Annotated in this window: 13 protein-coding genes; 6 read left to right on the forward strand and 7 right to left on the reverse strand. The window is 72.4% G+C overall.

The features are described from left to right. Window positions 1-5: 5 nt before the first annotated feature. The 4 genes from WME90_RS34060 to WME90_RS34075 form a co-directional block, all read right to left on the reverse strand. The gene (locus WME90_RS34060; protein WP_437276220.1) at window positions 6-785 is read right to left on the reverse strand and encodes a JAB domain-containing protein; all 780 of its coding nucleotides are present in this window, start codon (window positions 783-785) and stop codon (window positions 6-8) included. 146 nt (window positions 786-931) lie between these two features. Continuing rightward, on the reverse strand, window positions 932-1660 hold the full coding sequence (locus WME90_RS34065) for a competence/damage-inducible protein A (RefSeq protein WP_437276221.1): 729 nt from the start codon (window positions 1658-1660) through the stop codon (window positions 932-934). 14 nt (window positions 1661-1674) lie between these two features. Then, window positions 1675-2049 carry an exodeoxyribonuclease VII small subunit gene (gene xseB, locus WME90_RS34070; RefSeq protein WP_437276222.1) on the reverse strand — a complete coding sequence of 125 codons (375 nt, stop codon included), beginning with the start codon at window positions 2047-2049 and terminating at the stop codon, window positions 1675-1677. After that, window positions 2046-4268, reverse strand: a complete 2223-nt coding sequence (locus WME90_RS34075; protein ID WP_437276223.1) for a HEAT repeat domain-containing protein — start codon at window positions 4266-4268, stop codon at window positions 2046-2048. Before WME90_RS34075 ends, xseB begins: the two co-directional genes overlap by 4 nt. 164 nt (window positions 4269-4432) lie before the next feature. Between WME90_RS34075 and WME90_RS34080 the strand changes: the two genes are divergently transcribed. From WME90_RS34080 to WME90_RS34090, 3 genes are all read left to right on the forward strand, one after another. Next, window positions 4433-6319 carry a radical SAM protein gene (locus tag WME90_RS34080; RefSeq protein ID WP_437276224.1) on the forward strand — a complete coding sequence of 629 codons (1887 nt, stop codon included), beginning with the start codon at window positions 4433-4435 and terminating at the stop codon, window positions 6317-6319. 242 nt (window positions 6320-6561) lie between these two features. Continuing rightward, window positions 6562-8328, forward strand: a complete 1767-nt coding sequence (locus tag WME90_RS34085) for a protein kinase domain-containing protein (RefSeq protein ID WP_437276225.1) — start codon at window positions 6562-6564, stop codon at window positions 8326-8328. A 388-nt stretch (window positions 8329-8716) separates the two neighbouring features. Then, window positions 8717-9037, forward strand: coding sequence for a hypothetical protein (locus tag WME90_RS34090; protein ID WP_437276226.1), 321 nt, complete (start codon window positions 8717-8719; stop codon window positions 9035-9037). Here WME90_RS34090 and WME90_RS34095 read toward each other — a convergent pair. Then, a complete protein-coding gene (locus tag WME90_RS34095) occupies window positions 9004-9474 on the reverse strand; it encodes a GNAT family N-acetyltransferase (RefSeq protein WP_437276227.1) in 471 nt (156 codons plus the stop codon). The two genes, WME90_RS34090 and WME90_RS34095, sit on opposite strands and share 34 nt — an antisense overlap. A 365-nt stretch (window positions 9475-9839) precedes the next feature. On the opposite strand from WME90_RS34095, the gene WME90_RS34100 reads away from it, so the two are divergent. The 3 genes from WME90_RS34100 to WME90_RS34110 all read left to right on the forward strand — a co-directional run bounded on the left by WME90_RS34100 (window position 9840) and on the right by WME90_RS34110 (window position 13350). Continuing rightward, window positions 9840-10703 carry a lysophospholipid acyltransferase family protein gene (locus WME90_RS34100; protein ID WP_437276228.1) on the forward strand — a complete coding sequence of 288 codons (864 nt, stop codon included), beginning with the start codon at window positions 9840-9842 and terminating at the stop codon, window positions 10701-10703. After that, window positions 10700-11635 carry an SDR family oxidoreductase gene (locus WME90_RS34105; protein ID WP_437276229.1) on the forward strand — a complete coding sequence of 312 codons (936 nt, stop codon included), beginning with the start codon at window positions 10700-10702 and terminating at the stop codon, window positions 11633-11635. Before WME90_RS34100 ends, WME90_RS34105 begins: the two co-directional genes overlap by 4 nt. A gap of 149 nt (window positions 11636-11784) precedes the next feature. Beyond that, the gene (locus WME90_RS34110; RefSeq protein ID WP_437276230.1) at window positions 11785-13350 is read left to right on the forward strand and encodes a dipeptidyl-peptidase 3 family protein; all 1566 of its coding nucleotides are present in this window, start codon (window positions 11785-11787) and stop codon (window positions 13348-13350) included. An 18-nt stretch (window positions 13351-13368) separates the two neighbouring features. Here WME90_RS34110 and WME90_RS34115 read toward each other — a convergent pair whose 3' ends face one another. After that, entirely contained in the window at window positions 13369-15054 is a 1686-nt protein-coding gene (locus tag WME90_RS34115; RefSeq protein WP_437276231.1) for a hypothetical protein, read from the reverse strand. After that, a complete protein-coding gene (locus tag WME90_RS34120) occupies window positions 15051-16160 on the reverse strand; it encodes a hypothetical protein (RefSeq protein ID WP_437276232.1) in 1110 nt (369 codons plus the stop codon). The genes WME90_RS34115 and WME90_RS34120 overlap by 4 nt, the downstream gene beginning before the upstream one ends. Window positions 16161-16165 lie beyond the last annotated feature (5 nt).

A 16165-nucleotide genomic window follows, 5' to 3' on the forward strand; every position in this document is an offset into this window, starting at 1 on the left:
CCGCGTCAGGGGCGCGGCCGCTCGGCGGCGCCGCGCGGCGCGTCGCCGGGCCCGATCATCCCGAGGTCGAGCAGCGAGGAGTAGTGGCCGTCCGGCGCGAGGATGACATGGTCGACGAGCGGCACGCCGATCACCTCGCCGGCGGCGGCGACCGCGTTGGTCATGGCCACGTCCTCGGGCGACGGCGCCGAGTCGCCGCTCGGGTGGTTGTGCACGAGCACGAACGCCGAGGCCGCGTCCGAGAGCGCGGCGCGCAGGATGTCCCTCGCCGCGACCGAGCACCCGTGGAGCCCGCCCTGCGCCACCCTGCGCGCTCCCCTCATCCCGTTGCGGCCGTCGAGCGAGATCACCCACATCTGCTCGTGATCGAGCGGGCCGAGCTGCGCCGCGCACCACGCCGCGATCGAGGCCGAGGTCCGCACCGGAGGCCGGGGGCGCACCGCGCGCTCGAAGGCGCGCCGCCCGAGCTCGAGCGACGCGGCGATGCGGAGCGCCTTGGCGAGCCCGAGGCCGGGGTGCTCGGCGAGCGCGTGCGGGCCGAGCCGCGCCAGCCCCTCCAGCCCGGCGAAGCGCGAGAGGAGCGCGGCGGAGACGAGCGTCACGGGGGTGCCGACCAGCCCGGTGCCGAGCACGATCGCGAGCAGGTCGGCGTCGCCGAGCGACCAGATCCCCTCCTCGAGCGCTCGCTCCCGCGGGCCGATGAAGGCGGCCAGCGCCGCAGGGTCGTCGGGGCACGTCTCGGAGAGGTGATCGGAGAGGAGGGCGGTGCGCTTCCACGGGCTCATGCGCGAGCGACAAGCACGCGGCGGGCCCGCCGACCGGCGCGCGGCGCCGCGGGGACGCGCGCGCCGGCGAGGCGGCGGAGCGGCGGCGGAGGGTGGCGGCCGCCAGGCCCTCGCGCGCTCGCTCAGAACACGACGGGAGACGCGCGTCACTCGACGCGGACGATCGTCTCCGCGGGGAGGCTCTCGGCGAAGGCGTCGCGCGCCGCGCGCACCCTCGCCTCGACCAGGCCGTCGAACGTGAGCTTCGTGCGGTAGTCGACGCCGGACCACCTCGGATACGAGCCGATGTCGACGTCGCGGTGGGCCTCGACCACGCGGTCGAGCATGGGCTTGAGCTGCCCCTCGTCGAGGGTGGTGAACACCGCGAGCGAGACGAACGGCGCCCCGCCGGAGAGCTCCGCCTGGATGAGCGCCTGCTTCGCCCGGAAGATCTGCGGCACGCCGGGCAGCATCCACACGTTGCGCATCACCACGCCGGGCCACGCGGCGCTGCCGCCGGTCACGAGCCGCGCGCCCTCCGGGATGCGGGCCATGAGCAGGTGCCCCTCGGTGAGCCGATCGCCGTAGTGCTCGCGCAGGAGGCTCTCGATGTTGGGCGCGCTGACCACCGGCACGCCGAACGCGCGCGCGACGCCCGCGATCGTCAGGTCGTCGTGCGTCGGGCCCACGCCGCCGCTCGTGAAGACCCAGTCGTGCGACGCCGCGAGCGCCCGCACCTCGGCGGCGATCACCTCGAGCTCGTCGAGCACCATGACCGCCCGCTCGAGCTTGACGCCGAGCGCGCGCAGGGTGCCCGCGAGCACGAACAGGTTCTCGTCAGCGATCTTCCCGCTGAGCAGCTCGTTTCCGATGATCAGCGCCGCTGCCGTCCTCATGTCACCTCTTCCGCTCAGCTCTCGAACTCGCGCGTCACCGGGCGCCCGTCGGCGTCCATCCCGAGCAGCTCCTCCACGCGCTTCTCCGCGCGATCGAGGCGCTCCTGCGCCGAGCGCGACAGGCGAATGCCCTCCTCGAAGAGCGAGAGCGCGCGCTCGAGCGGCAGATCGCCGCCCTCGAGCTCCGCCACGATCTTCGCGAGGCGGCGCGTCGACTCCTCGAACGACATCGCGCCGGCGCCCGCGTCGCCGCTCCGCGGAGCGCGGTCGGCCTCGGTCACGGGCGGAGCCCCGGCGGCGCGGGGCTCCGCGCTCGGGTCGACGCGTGATTCGACGCGTGATTCCACGCCCGTGCCGCCCTCGTCCGTCGCGTTGCTCATCGTCGTCATGAGCCAGAGTCCCCCGGGGGTGCGGCCGGCGCAAGCAGGACGGCGCTCGCGCCGGGCGGCACCGCCGGCACGAGGAGCACGCCGTCGGGATCGGCCACGACGGGGACCGCCAGCCCATCCGGCCGGACGAGCCGCGCCGGACGCGAGGAAGCGCTCCCGGACGCGCTCCGGTCGTTCGGGACGATGGCCACCCACACGACGCCCGTCGCCAGCGCGGAGCGCGGCAGATCGAGCGACCGCGCGTCCGCGCCGGAGAGGGCGGCCCGCGCGAGCGCGCGCACGCCTTCGTCCGGATCGAGATCCCGCGCCGCGACGAGGACCTGCCTGCGCTGCACCTCGGTGCGCCGGGACAGGCCGCGGACGATCGCGCGGCGCACCGCGGGGTCGTCCTCGAAGCGGTAAGCGCGGGCGAGGAGGGAGACGCTGTCGGGCATCGGATCGCTCCCGAGGCCGAGCGCGACGTGCGCGCGCACGACGGGATCGCTCCCCTCGAGCAGCCGCTCGATCCTGCCGCGGATCACCTCGTCGTCGCGGGCCGCGAGCGCGCGGGCCGCGAGCGGCGACAGCGGGCCGCCCGCCTCTGCGAGGGCGGCGAGCCGCGACGTCGCGATCGCCCCGCCCCCGGGCTCCGCGAGCAGCGCGACGCCGGCGGAGATCGCCGCCGCGTCGGGCGCCTCGTCGCCGCTCTTCGCGGCGCTCGCGGCGCCGGGCGGCGACGCGGCGCTCGGCGCCGCGAGCGCCGCGAAGAGCGGCGCGAGCGCCGCGAGGGCGCGCTCTCCCCGAGCGAGCGCGCCGCGCGCCGCCGCGTGGACCGCCGCGCGATCGCAGGAGGACGGAGCACAGGCGCCGACGACGTCGCCCGCGTCGCGGAGGCCGAGCGCCACGGCGCCGAACACCCCGACGGCGCGATCGCTCGACCCCTTGGGCCCGGCGAGCGCGGCGAGCAGCCGCTCCTCGAGCGCCTCGGGCGCGTCGCGCAGCACGAGCGCGCGGACCACGCCGGCGCGCAGGCCGAGCCTGCGGAGGTCCGCGTCCTTCGCCGCGCGCGGGCCCTCGAAGAGCTCCGCGACCGCGGCCCGCGCCTCGGCCCCCGGCATCGTCGCCAGCGCGAACGCGGCCGACGTCGCGAGCTCTGGGCGCTCGGTCGAGAGCCGCCGCAGCTGCCGCGCCGCCTCCGCGCCGCCCGCGCGGCCGATCGCCGCGACGGCGCGGGGCCGCGCGTCGTCCGGGAGCAGCGGGAGCGCGCGCGCGAGCGCGGGCACGAGCCGCTCGGCCGGCGCGAGCTCCGCCAGCCTGAGCCCCTCGATCCGCCCGAGCTCGGATCCGAGCAGCGCGGCCACGGCGTCCGGGGCCTCCGGCGCGCCGAGGTAGACGAGGATCTCCGCGGTCGCCTCGAAGAGCCCCGGCTCTGGCTTGCGGAGCCACGCGCGGGCCTTCGCCAGCGCCGCCTCGTCGCCGAGGCGCGCGAGGGCGCGCGCCGCGGCCACCTGCGCCGCCCTGTCCTTGCCCTCGAGCATCGGCCTGAGCGCCGCGATCGCCCGGAGATCGCCGAGATCGCCGAGGAAGCTCACGAGCGCTGGCTCGAGCCGCTTGCGGCTGCCGAGCAGGAGCTGGAGCGACGCGGGCGGGTGCGCCTTGATCGCGCGCGCGGCGGCCTCGCCCGCGGCGCCGCCCTGCACGATCGCGTTCACGAGCACGCCGAGCGCGCGCCGCTCGCCGGTGCGCGCGAGCGCGAGGGCGGCCGTGCCGCGCAGCACCTCGCCGAGCGGCGAGGCGGCGCCGCGCGCGGGCGCGCTCTCCGAAAGCTCGCGCGCGAGCAGCTGCCGCACGCTGTCGCGCTGCGCGTGCGGCGCGAGCGCCCGCACCACCGCGAGGCGCGTCCTGGCATCGCGCGCCCCCGGGCCGTGCTGTTCGAGCGCGGCGAGCAGCGCGCTCACCGCCTCCTCGGTGCCGATCGCCCCGAGCCGCTCGACGCCGCGGAGCCGCGCCGCCGGGTCGCTCGACGAGAGGAGCCGCTCGCCGACGGGCACGCCCAGGCTGCCGCGCAGCGGCGTCGCGCCGGCCTCGGCCCCAGCGGGCGCCTTCCCGCCGTCCTCCGCGGGCTGGGGCGCCCGCGCGCTCCGCGCGACCGGCTGAGGCGCCGCCGGGCCCGCCATCACGGTGGCCGCGAGCGCCGCGGCGAGGCCCAGGGCGCGGGGGGTTCCAGGGAGGAGTCGCATTCGCTCCGCCGCACTATCCCGCGATCGACGGCCCGCTGTCACGCCCCAGGCCAAGCCGCGTCAACGCCGCGTCAGCGCCGCGTGACAGCCTGGAATTTGATGGAAGCACGCGCTAGGTCCACCTACCGTGCAGCCGCGAAATGCGGCTGTGAGAGAGGTGACGCTTGATCGACCTGGTACGGACACTGGAAAAGGCCATCACGGTCTCCGCCGACAAGGCGTGGCTGGTCTTGCAGCGACTGAGCCGCCTCGGCGGCGAGCCCAGGCCGTTTCACCCGAAGTGGAGCGACAAGCCGATCCCGAGGGGCGGCGAGCGCACGAAGCCCCCGCTCGGCTGGCCTCGAGAGACGGACAGCCTGTGCCCGCGCTGCGTCAAGGAGGCGCGCGCCGAGATCCTGAGTGGCAGGGCGGACTGGACCAAGCTCATCACGGACAAGCCCGGGGAGATCCGCGCCAGCATCGTCGCGCGCGACGGACGCGTGGTGATGGAAAAGACGTGCCCGAAGCACGGCTCCTTCTCGGACACGATCTCGATTGATCCGGCGTTCCTCGCCCGGATCGAGCGCCTCTTCGGCGGCCGCGACGTCGAGATGACGAAGGACAGGATCCACGACCACGGCTCGAGCACCATCCGCTACGGTCGCGGCGCGGTGCTCACGGTCGACCTGACGAACCGCTGCAACATGATGTGCGACCCGTGCTTCATGGATGCCAATCAGGTCGGCTACGTACACGAGCTCTCCTGGGAGGAGATCACGCGCATCCTGGACGACGCGGCGGACGTGCGCCCCCGCCGTCAGATGTCGATCCAGTTCTCCGGCGGCGAGCCGACGCTGAGCCCGCACTTCCTCGACGCGATCCGGTACGCGCGCAAGAAGGGGTACTTCGCGGTGCAGTGTGCGACGAACGGCATCCGCTTCGCGGACGAGCCGGGCTTCGCCAGAAAGGCCAGGGAGGCGGGACTCCGGATGGCGTACCTGCAGTTCGACGGGGTCACGAACGCCGCGAACGGCCACCGGAAGATCGGGAACCTCTACGACGTGAAGCTGCGGGCGATCGAGGAGCTCTCGGCCGCCGGGATCGACGTCATCCTTGTCGTGACGATCGTCAACGGCGTGAACAACGATCAGGTGGGGCCCATCATCGACTTCGCCGTCCAGAACGCCGACAAGATCACGGTCGTCAGCTTCCAGCCGGTCAGCTTCACCGGCCGCGACGAGGACATCTCGGACGAGCTGCGCGAGAAGCAGCGCTACACGCTGAGCCACCTCGCGCACGACGTCGCCCGGCAGACCGGCGTGACCGACCCGCTCCGCGACTGGTTCCCCCTGTCGGCGCTCAGCCCCTTCGGCAACGTGACCGACCTCCTCGACGGCCCCGACAAGGACTGGGGGCAGATCAACTGCGGCTGCCACCCGAACTGCGGGATCGGCACGGTGCTGTTCGTCCACAAGAAGACGAAGCAGATGGTCCCGCTGCTCGACTTCATCGATGTCGAAGGGCTGCTCTCCGACCTGCGCGCGATCTTCGACGCCGGGCGCGGCCGCACCCTCACGAGGGCGCAGGTCGTCGCCGCGCTGCTGCGCCATTACCAACCCGAGAAGGCGCCGCCCGGCTTCCACCTCGCGACGCTCGTGAAGCAGTTCATGAGCCAGACGGGCGCCGCGCACGCCGGCGAGGGGGACGCCCGCGAGTACGAGTGGCGGGTGCTGTTCGTCGCGGGCATGTGGTTCCAGGATCTGTTCAATTACGATTTCCGCCGTACCGAGATGTGCATCATTCCGTACGGAACGCAGCTCGGCGAGATCAGCTTCTGTGCGTACAACACCGGGGCTGGATGGCGGAACATCCTCGAGAAGATGAAGGCCAACGCCACGGTGGCCGAGTGGTACAAGAAGCACGGTAGGCACCCTGTCTATGCAAAGAATCAGGATCTTCCTTTACCGGCCTACGACAACCCCCTCACGATCATCGAGCACGACCTTGCGTTGCGCGAGCGCGAGCAGGGCGGCGCGCGGCGATCGGCCAGGCGGCTGCCGATCGTGAGCTGATCGCGCATCTTCCTCCTGCCCAGCGCGGGCGGCACAGCCGCCGATCGCCGCCGCTCGTCGCCGATCGTTGCCGATCGTTGACAGACAGGTGATGTGATCCCCTGGACTCGACGGTCGGTCGTAGGACGTCTCACATCGACACAGAATCCGGTTTCTCTCACGGCCGTGTGGGAGGGGTGCGCGCTCGCGCAAACAGCGCGGGACTCGTGGAGAATGCACCACGCATGGTGTAGTCTCGCCATGTGACCTTGCACGCGGGCCGCTATGAGAGCTTGCGCGCCATCGCGTCAGGCGGCATGGCGACGGTGTATCTCGGGCGTGCCTTGGGCGCCGGCGGGTTCGAGCGCCTCGTCGCCCTGAAGATGATGCACCCGCACATCGCGGCGGAGCCCGAGTTCGTCGCGATGTTCCTCGACGAGGCGCGCCTCGCGGCGCGGGTCCGCCATCCCAACGTCGTCGCGACGTTCGATCTCGTCGAGGACCCGCTGTTCCTCGTCATGGAGTACATCGAGGGTCCGTCGCTCCACAACTTGCTCCGCACGTGCGCGCGGGCGAAGCGGCCCATCCCGCTCGGGATCGTGCTCCGCATCTTCCTCGACGTGCTCGCGGGTCTCCACGCGGCGCACGAGCTCACCGGGGGCGACGGCGAGCCGCTCCACCTCGTGCACCGCGACGTCTCGCCGCAGAACGTGCTCGTCGGCATCGACGGCATCGCGCGCATCACGGACTTTGGCGTGGCCCGCGCCGAGACGAGGCTCGTGTCGACGCGGGGCAACGCGCTCAAGGGCAAGCTCGCGTACATGGCGCCCGAGCAGATCCGGGCCGCGAACGTCGATCGCCGCAGCGACGTGTACTCGGCCGGCGTGGTGCTCTGGGAGATGCTCACCGAGGAGCGCCTGTTCAAGGCCGACAACGACGGCGCGCTGCTCGCGCAGATCCTCCAGGGCGCGCCCACGGGTCCGCGCGGGGTGGTGCCATCGGTACCCGCCGCGCTCGACCGGATCTGCCTGCGCGCGCTGCGCACCGACCCCGACGACCGCTTCCCGACCGCGGCGGCGTTCGCCGAGGCGCTGGAAGAGGCGGCCGCGAGCACGACGGGCCTCGCCGTGTCGTCGCCGCGGGCGGTGGAGGCGCTCATCAAGGAGGTCGGTCTGCGCGGGCCGCCGGAGAGCCTGACCGCGCCGGTCAGCGCGCGGAACGGTCCCGCATCCGCGCCAAGGTCGGCGCGCTCGCCGCTGAGCCAGCGCTCGCCGTTGAGCGATCCTCTGCCCCTGAGCCAGCGCTCTCCCCTGACCCAGCGGAGCGTCGAGGCGGCGCCCGACAATTCCGGAGCCGAGGGCAGCGCGCCTGCGCTGGGCGCCGTCGTCTCCGAGGCCGTGTCCCGACGGCACCACATCGTGCGCCGCCGCGTGATCGCCGGCGCCTGCGCGCTCGCGCTCGCGGTCGGTACGGGCGCCTTTCTCGCCGCCGGCGAGCGCGAGCCCGCCGCTCGCGTCACGCCGGAGGGCGCCTCTGTCTCCCGGATCTCGTCCTTCCTCCCCGCGGCCGTCGCGGCCGGCGCGCCGCTCCAGACGGCCGCGCCGGGGCAGCCCGGCGTACCGGCCGGCTCGCCGGTCCCCAGCGAATCCGCTCAGGGCGCGACCGCCGGCGGATCCGCTCAGGGCGCGACTCCCGCCAAAGCCGCCCAGCCCCCCGCGCCCGGCCGATCCCACCACGGCTCCGCACCCGGCAGGCCCGCACAAGGCCCTGCGTCCACCGCCGCCCGTGCTGCGACGAGCGCCGCGCCGCGGCCGAGCTCCAGAGCGGCCTCGCCCGCCGCCGCCAAGCCCGGGGCGAGCCGGCCCGACACGCGCACGGCCAGCGGATCCACGACCTCGACGGCGAAGCCGGCCACCCGCTCATCGACCGTTCAGAGCGCGGCGCCAAAGACCCCGCCGAAGGCGCCAGAGCCGAAGCGGAGCGCCCCGCGGACGACCTCCCGGACGCCGTTCAAACCATCAGGCCTGTGACGCACGCCCCAGCGGGGCGGTGACGCACGACGTCACGACAGCGGCAGTCCGAGACGGCGCTTGCGCATGGATCCGGCGGGCGCTCCGAGGGCCGAGCCATGATCCTTTTCACCGCCTCGTCCAACACTCCGACCATGGAGACACGTCCAACACTCCGGCGCCCGCGAGCTCCCGCTACCTCGGCGCCAATCGAGCGACGCCAGGTCGCGTTGTCCCACATTGAACGCGCCGCGGCGTCGCCTACATGCTCACGGAAAACAGCAGAACGTCAGTGGTCGCCTCACGAGCGCGATATAGGAGGTAGGCTATTCTTGTCGTAGGGCGGTATGTGCTCGCCCAAGTGAAAGACGCGCCGCGCGTCGGACGTTACCCCGGGGGGAACCAGCTCATGCGCTCGCTTTTCGAGCAGGTCGTCGAGTGCTGTGGCCTCGCACCCGCGTTCGCCAGAAGGATCATCCAGGAGGCCTGCGAGCGGTGCGACGTGTCGCCGCCCGAAGCGATGACGCCGGCCGATCTCATCCGCTCGCTCCCTCACATCCGCCAGGCCCTCGGCGTCTTCCTCGATCCTGGGGAGGTCGCGCTGAAGACGGCCGCGATGCGAGCCCTCGTCAAGGGCTCCTGGCCGTCGATGGCCGCGGTCGTCCCCCCTGGCGCGAACCAGGAGAGCCGGACGCCTCAGGACGAGCCGAAGGCAAAATCGAGCTCGTAGAGCTCGTAGTGCGAACGCTGCATTCCGAGCGCGACATAGGTCGACTGCGCGCGCACGTTCGCGGTCTCCACGTACAGGCGGATGCCACATACGTCCCCCGCGTCCGCCGCCATCTCCTGAACTCGCCGATACAGCGCCCGGAAGACCCCGCTGCGCCGATGCGCGGGGGTCACATAGACGGACTGGATCCACCAGAAAGTGCCGTTTCTCCAGTCACTCCATTCGTAGGTCACCATCAGCTGCCCAGCCGCCTCGGATGCGTGCTCGGCCACGAGATAGAACCCTTTGGCATCATCCGCGATCAGCGCGGCGGCGCCGCGGAGGGAGGTGGCGGGATCCAGCACCTTGCCCTCCGTCTCGAGCGCCATGGCCCGGTTGTTCGCCGCGATGAACGTCGCATCGGCGGGCGCCGCCCGGCGGATCACGAGATCGGTCACGGGGCAACCTCCCGGCGGGCATCGCAGGGACGTTCTCCGGTCGTTCGGCCGGAAAGCTCGGGAGTGCGGCGTCGGATCGACATGGCCGACCCCATACCGCGGTCAGCACGGCTGCTCAATGGCGACACCTCGATCCAGCGACGAGCGCACAACCGGCAGAGATCGGCCGCGAAGGCGTCGCCGCGGCGCGTTATGTTTCGAGAATCGATCATCGACGATTCCGGCCGGTGCTCCGGCGCGCGATCCATGGATCCCCGCGCCGGCCCGGCGCAGTCCGGTCGCCGCCTGCGCGGGCCGGCGGAGGTTGTGCTCCTCGCCCGATCGCGCGTACCCTCCGGGCGCCCAAGCCTCCCGGAGCGTGACCCTTGACACTGCTCGTCAGCGACTCGATTGCCCAACGCGTCCAGCAGCTGGAGATCCCTTTCAACAGCTTCGGGGTCGATCCTTACGGCATCTCCCGAAAGCACCTGGGTCTCTTCTTCTCCCTCCTGGACTTCTTCTATCATCATTACTTCTCGGTGGGCGTGGCAGGCATGGAGAACGTCCCCGGGCGCGGGCGGGCGATGCTCGTCGGCAATCACTGCGGGGGAGTCGCCATCGACGGTGCGATGGTGGTCGCGTCGATGTTCTTCGAGATGGATCCTCCGCGCCTGGCCGAGGGGATGGCGGAGAAATTCATCAATCGCCTCCCCTTCACCTCGCTCTGGTCGAGCCGCACAGGGCAGTTCACCGGTCTCCCCGAGCACGCGAGCCGCCTCCTCGAGGACGAGCGGCTGCTCATGGTCTTCCCCGAGGGGGCGCGCGGCACCGCCAAGCTCTACAGCGAGCGCAACTCGCTCGTGCACTTCGGGTCGGGGTTCGTCCGGCTCGCGATGAAGACGAGGACGCCCATCATCCCCTTCGGGTTCGTCGGCGGCGGCGAGGCGGTGCCCACCATCGCCAACTCGTACACGATCGGGCGGCTCTTCGGCGTGCCGTACATCCCGATCACCCCGTACCTCGTCCCCGCGCCGCTGCCGGTCCAGCTGGAGATCACCTACGGCGAGCCGATGACGTTCGCCGGGACCGGCGCCGAGGAAGACGAGGTGATCCTGGGCCACGTCGAGCAGGTGAAGACGAGGATCGCCGAGCTCATCGAGGCCGGGCGAAAGCGGCGCCGCGGGAAGCTCGCGGTGGACTGGCGCGGCGCCACGCCGGCCAGACCCGCCTCATCGAAGGAGCACGCATGAGGGTCCTCATCCCAGGGATCACGGGCCAGCTCGGCCGCATGGTCGCGACGCGCCTCCTCGAGGAGGGGCACGAGGTGATCGGCATCGACCGGCGGCCGTGGCCGACCGCCCCGGCCGGCGTCGAGATGCACAACGTGGATCTGCAGAAGCGCGCCGCCGAGGACGTGTTCCGCAAGAGCCGGCCCAACGCCGTCATCCACATGGCGACCGTGACGCACCTCGTGGAGCAGACGGAGGAGCGGTATCGGATCAACCTCGGCGGCACGCGCGTCGTCTTCGACAACAGCCGCGCCTGCGGGGTCGAGCACGTGATCTTCGTCGGCCGACACACGTACTACGGCGCCGGCCCCGAGTCGCCGCTCTACCACACGGAGGAGGATCCGCCGATGGCGGTGTCCACGTTCCCCGAGCTCGCCGACCTCGTGGCGGCCGATCTCTACGCCTGCACGGCGCTCTGGCGCGCCCCCGAGCTCTGCACGACGGTGCTCCGCATGTGCTACACGCTCGGCCCGACGGGCCACGGCACGCTGGCCAACTTCCTCCGCGGCCCCCGCGTTCCGTACGTCCTCGGCTTCGACCCGCTGTTCCAGTTCATGCACGAGCAGGACGTCGTGACCGCCATCTGCCTCGCGCTCGAGAAGCGCATCCGCGGCGTGTACAACGTCTCAGGCCCGCAGCCCGTGCCCCTGTCGCTCATCGTCCGGGCGGCGGGCAGGGTGGCGGTGCCCCTCCCCGAGTTCGTGCTGCGCAACGCGCTCGGCCGCTTCGGCCTGCCGAAGCTCCCGCGCGCGGCGCTGACCCACATCAAGTACCCCGTCGTCGTGGACGGGACCGCCTTCCGCACCGCCACCGGGTTCAAGCACGCCGTCGACGAAGCCCAGGCCATCCGCGAATACCGCGACGCGCACCCGATCGAGGCGAGCCGCTCCTGAACCGTCATAGCGGCGGGGCGCAGATTCGTGTGATACGGACCCAGCCGCTAGGCATGGCGAGTGAGGCGTACAAAAGTACGCCGCAGCGAGCCGAACGACGCGGATGAGTCCGTAGCGCACGAATCTGCCCCCGCCACAAGGAGGTCCCGTTGCTGTCTGATAAGGTCAAGCAGTTCGCGCCGGCCAGGCTCACCGCGGATGTCGGCGATCTGCCCGAGTCGGAGAGGAGGGCGCTCGACAAGCTCATCGAGGCCTCGCGGCAGCTCGATCCCGTGTTCGATCGGCAAGCCTACGCCGGGAACCCGGAGCTCCGCGGGAGGCTCCTCGCGGACGGCACCCCGGAGGGGCGGGACAGGCTCGCCTACTTCGACATCATGCGCGGCCCGTGGGACAGGCAGGATCACCACCGCCCCTTCGCCATCGACAAGCCCCATCCGCCCGGCGCCGGCTTCTACCCGGAAGATCTCTCGGCCGACGAGCTCCACGCGTGGATCGAGCAGCACCCGGGCGACAAGGAGGCTTTCGAGAGCCTGTTCACGCTCATCCGCCGCGACCAGGGCAGGCTCGTCGCCGTGCCCTACAGCCAGGCTTACGCGGCGTGGCTCGGCCCCGCCGGCGCGCTGCTCGCAGAGGCAGCGGCGCTCACGGCGAGCGAGAGCCTGCGAAGGTTCCTGAGGTCGCGGGCCGCGGCGTTCCGCTCGGACGACTACTATGCATCCGACAAGGACTGGATGGACCTCGACAGCCGGGTCGAGGTGACCATCGGCCCTTACGAGACCTACGAGGACGAGCTCCTCGGCCTCAAGGCCTCGTTCGAGTCGTTCGTCACGGTGAGCGACCCGGAGGCCTCCCGGAAGCTCTCGAAGTACAAGGAGCTCCTCCCGGAGATGGAGCGCAACCTGCCCATCCCCGAGGACGTGAAGACGGCGCGCGGCGGAGAGAGCCCCATCCAGGTCGTGGACCTCGTGTACAGCGCCGGTGATGCCCGCAAATCGGTCCAGACGATCGCGTTCAACCTGCCGAACGACGAGCGCGTCCGCGCCGAAAAAGGGGCCAAGAAGGTCCTGCTCCGCAACGTCATCGAGACGAAGTTCGAGCTGATCATGCGCCCCATCGCCGAGCGCATCCTCGACCCGGCGCAGCTCGATCACCTGTCCTCCGACGCGTTCTTCAACGAGACGCTCTTCCACGAGCTCTCGCACAGCCTGGGCCCGGCGTTCACGAGCGTGGGCGGCGAGCGCGTCGAGGTGCGGCTCGCGCTCGGCCCGACCTACTCCGCGCTCGAGGAGGCCAAGGCCGACGTGATGGGCGCCTACAACGTCCTCTTCATGATCCGGCGAGGCGACTTCGCCGCCGATTTCAGGGAGAAGCTCCTCATCTCTTATTTCGCAGGGCTCTTCAGGAGCACCCGCTTCGGCGTGGCCGAGGCCCACGGCAAGGGGGCCGCGCTCCAGATCAACAGGTTCCTCGAGGAGCGCGCCGCCCGCTTCGACCCGGCGACACGGCGCTTCACCGTCGACCCCGCGGAGCTCGAGGCCGCCATCACCCGCCTCGTCCGCGACCTCTGCATGGTGCAGCACCGCGGCGACAGGCAGGCCGCCGGCGAGCTCCTCTCCCGGTACGGAGAGGTCTCGGCGCCGATGCAGCAGGCGCTCGGCGGCCTCGAGGGGATACCGATCGACATCCGGCCGATCTACCCGCTCGCCGGCGAGTGAGCCGCCGGCGAGCGGCGCTCACGGCCCGATCTGCACGAGGAACGCGTCGCCGGCGCCCCGGCTCGTGGCCGCGGATGCCCCGAAATCCAGGACGCCGTCGAAGCGACCGGTCACCCAGCTGTCGCCGAGGAGATCGACGGCGACGGCGGCGCCCTGCTGCTCGCCCGAGTCGCCGAACGAGCGCGACCAGATCGGGTTGCTGGCAGGGTCGAGCTTGACCACGAACATGTCCGCGGCGCCCGTGGCAGAGCGCTCTTCCTGACCGATATCGAGGCTGCCCAGGAAAGAGCCGGTCAGGAGGATGTTGCCCGCGAGATCGACCGCGACGGAAGCGCCTTCTTGGTCCGCGTCGTCGCCGAAGTCCTCGCACCACTGAAGGACGCCGTTCTCGTCCAGCCGGATGAGGAGGATGTCCTTGTCTCCATTGCTCGTGAGCAGCGACTCGCCGAGGGAGACCGCGTTCCGGAACGAGCCGGTCACGAGGATGTTGCCCGCGCCGTCGACGGCCACGCCGAGCGCTTCGGCGGTGTTCGTCGCGTCGGCCGCCTTGCTCCAGACGTGGTCGCCCGAGGGGTCGAGCTTCACGACGAACAGGTTGGTCTTGGCGTCGGTGGTGAGCGGCTTTTCGCCCCCGAAATCGATCTCCCCGCTGAACCGGCCGACCACGACGATGTCGCCGTCGCCGTCGACCGCGACGCCCGTGCCGGCCTGCTCCCCCGCGCCGCCGAACCGCTTGGCCCAGTCGACGTGGCCGGCGGCGTCGAGCTTGACGAGGAAGACATCGCTCTTGCCCTGGCTCTCCAGGGTGAACCGCTCGCCCTGGCGGCCCTCGCCGAAGTCGAGCGTGCCCGAGAACTCGCCGGTGACGAAGGCGTTCCCCGCCTCGTCCACGGCGACGGCGGTCGCGTGCTGCGTGGCGCCGTCGCCGAAGCGCCGGCTGAACTGGTGCGCCCCCGTCGCGTCGAAGCGCGCCACGACGACGTCGGCGCGGCGGCCGGAGCCCTTGAGCACGCCGCCGCCGAAATCGACGTCGCCGGACGCGCTGCCCGCGAGCACCACGTCGCCCCCGGGCGCGAGCGCGACCGCCCGGGCGACGCTGTCCGCGAAGCGGCGGCCGAACCGGAACCGCCCCTCGCGCGCGGAGGCGTCGCGGGAGAACGAGACGAGGAACGAGTCTGGCTCGGCGAGCGCGCCCAGCTCGTCAGAGGAGCCCGCGCCGAGATCGGTGCTGCCGGACGCCGAGCCGACCACCACGACGGCATCGGCGGAGGTGGCGATGCCCAGGCCCTGCTGAGCGCCGGCGCCGCCCAGCGCAACGCTGTGGACGGGATCACCCGTGCACGCCCGCCCGTCGCAGTTCTCGTCCTCGGGCGTGGCGCAGCTCTCGAACGTGGGCAGCACCTGGCCGACGCAGGCGCCGATGTCCGTACCGTCGTCGTTGCACGTCGCGACGCCGCCCGCGCAAAGGCCGACGCCCTGCGTGCCCTGCGGCCCCTCGTAGCAGTCCATCTCGACCCGGGCGACGCAGATCTCCGGGGCCTCGCTGCCACCGCCCGCCCCACCGCCGCCTCCCGCCTCACCCGCCAGCACGGGATCCGCCGCGACGTCGGGGAACGGCGCGATGAAGGCGCACGCGCCGAGGCCGCTGCAGGCCAGGGCGAGCGCCGCGACGACGCCCTTTCCGGGGCGAGGTGCGCGGCTCACAGCGCTCCCTGCACGGCGACCCCGGCGCCGTCCGCGCCGACCCATGGAGCGACCGCCGTCGGGCCAGGGGTGCGCGGCGCGGGCGAGAGCCGCCGCCCGGCGGCGTCGGACGGCGCCGCGGGTGAGGAGGACGATGGCCAAAAGAGGTAGGCCGCGTAGCCGCCCGCGATAAGGAAGGCCCCCGTGAGCACCGTGCTCGTGACGCCGAGCGCCTTCCCGCGGTTGTACAGCGCCTGCCGCTCGCCCAGCGAGCCCGGGGCAGGGTTGTCGTTCTTCTTCACGAAGCTCTCCCGCACGTCGTACGCCATGGTGCCCGTGACCACGGCGCCAGCGGCGAGCGCGGCCGCCGTCCCCACGACGAGCAGCGGCGAGACGCGCGGGCCCGCCGCGGGCGCGAGGTGCGGCGCCTGGCGCACGGGCGCGCTGGGCCGCACGACCGCGAGCGGCCGCCTGCGGCCGAGCTCGGCTTGCAGCTCGACGACCGCGCCTGTCTCGGCCTGCACCGTCGCCTCGAACCGCGCCGCGTAGTTCTCCGCCGCCACCACGACCCGCCGCGCCCCGGGGCTCACGAGGATGGCCGCGCCGACGAGCGCGGCGTGGATCGGCTCGCCATCGATCTCGACGCGCACGCCGGTCGCGTCCTCGGGCAGCTGCAGGACGATCTGCGACGTCTTCACGCGGAGCTTGTCGAGGCGTGAGCGCGACTCCCTGGCGAGCGCGAGCTCCTTCCGCGCGGTCGCGCCGGACGCGGCGAGCTCAAACGCGTTGAGCGCCTCGACGACATGGCCGAGCGCCTCGTGACAGACACCGAGGTGATACCAGAGCGACGGGGACACGACGATCTTGCTGATGCGCTCGTACGTCTCCAGCGCCTCCGCCCACCGGCCGCCATCCTCGGCGGCGAGGCCGAGGGCGAAGAGGCGCCGCGCGGACGCGAGCTCCGCGGCGCTCGGCGTACGGGACGCAGCGGGAGCCGCCGTGTCGCTCGCGACCGCCGCAGGCGGCACGCGCTCGGCGCCCTCCGGAGAAGGAGCGGCGAACGCAGCCGGACCGACGCCGACCACGGCGAAGAACACGACTCCGCCGATGGTGATCCGATGCTCCACCCACG

The sequence above is a fragment of the Sorangium sp. So ce375 genome (genome assembly GCF_051473855.1).
Taxonomy (GTDB): Bacteria; Myxococcota_A; Polyangia; order Polyangiales; family Polyangiaceae; genus Sorangium.

Bases quoted from the DNA above. Each gene is read 5' to 3' on its own strand.
- WME90_RS34060 (WP_437276220.1), bottom strand. From the start codon at position 785: ATGAGCCCGTGGAAGCGCACCGCCCTCCTCTCCGATCACCTCTCCGAG.
- WME90_RS34065 (WP_437276221.1), bottom strand. From the start codon at position 1,660: ATGAGGACGGCAGCGGCGCTGATCATCGGAAACGAGCTGCTCAGCGGG.
- WME90_RS34090 (WP_437276226.1), top strand. From the start codon at position 8,717: ATGCGCTCGCTTTTCGAGCAGGTCGTCGAGTGCTGTGGCCTCGCACCC.
- WME90_RS34075 (WP_437276223.1), bottom strand. From the start codon at position 4,268: ATGCGACTCCTCCCTGGAACCCCCCGCGCCCTGGGCCTCGCCGCGGCG.
- xseB (WP_437276222.1), bottom strand. From the start codon at position 2,049: ATGACGACGATGAGCAACGCGACGGACGAGGGCGGCACGGGCGTGGAA.
- WME90_RS34105 (WP_437276229.1), top strand. From the start codon at position 10,700: ATGAGGGTCCTCATCCCAGGGATCACGGGCCAGCTCGGCCGCATGGTC.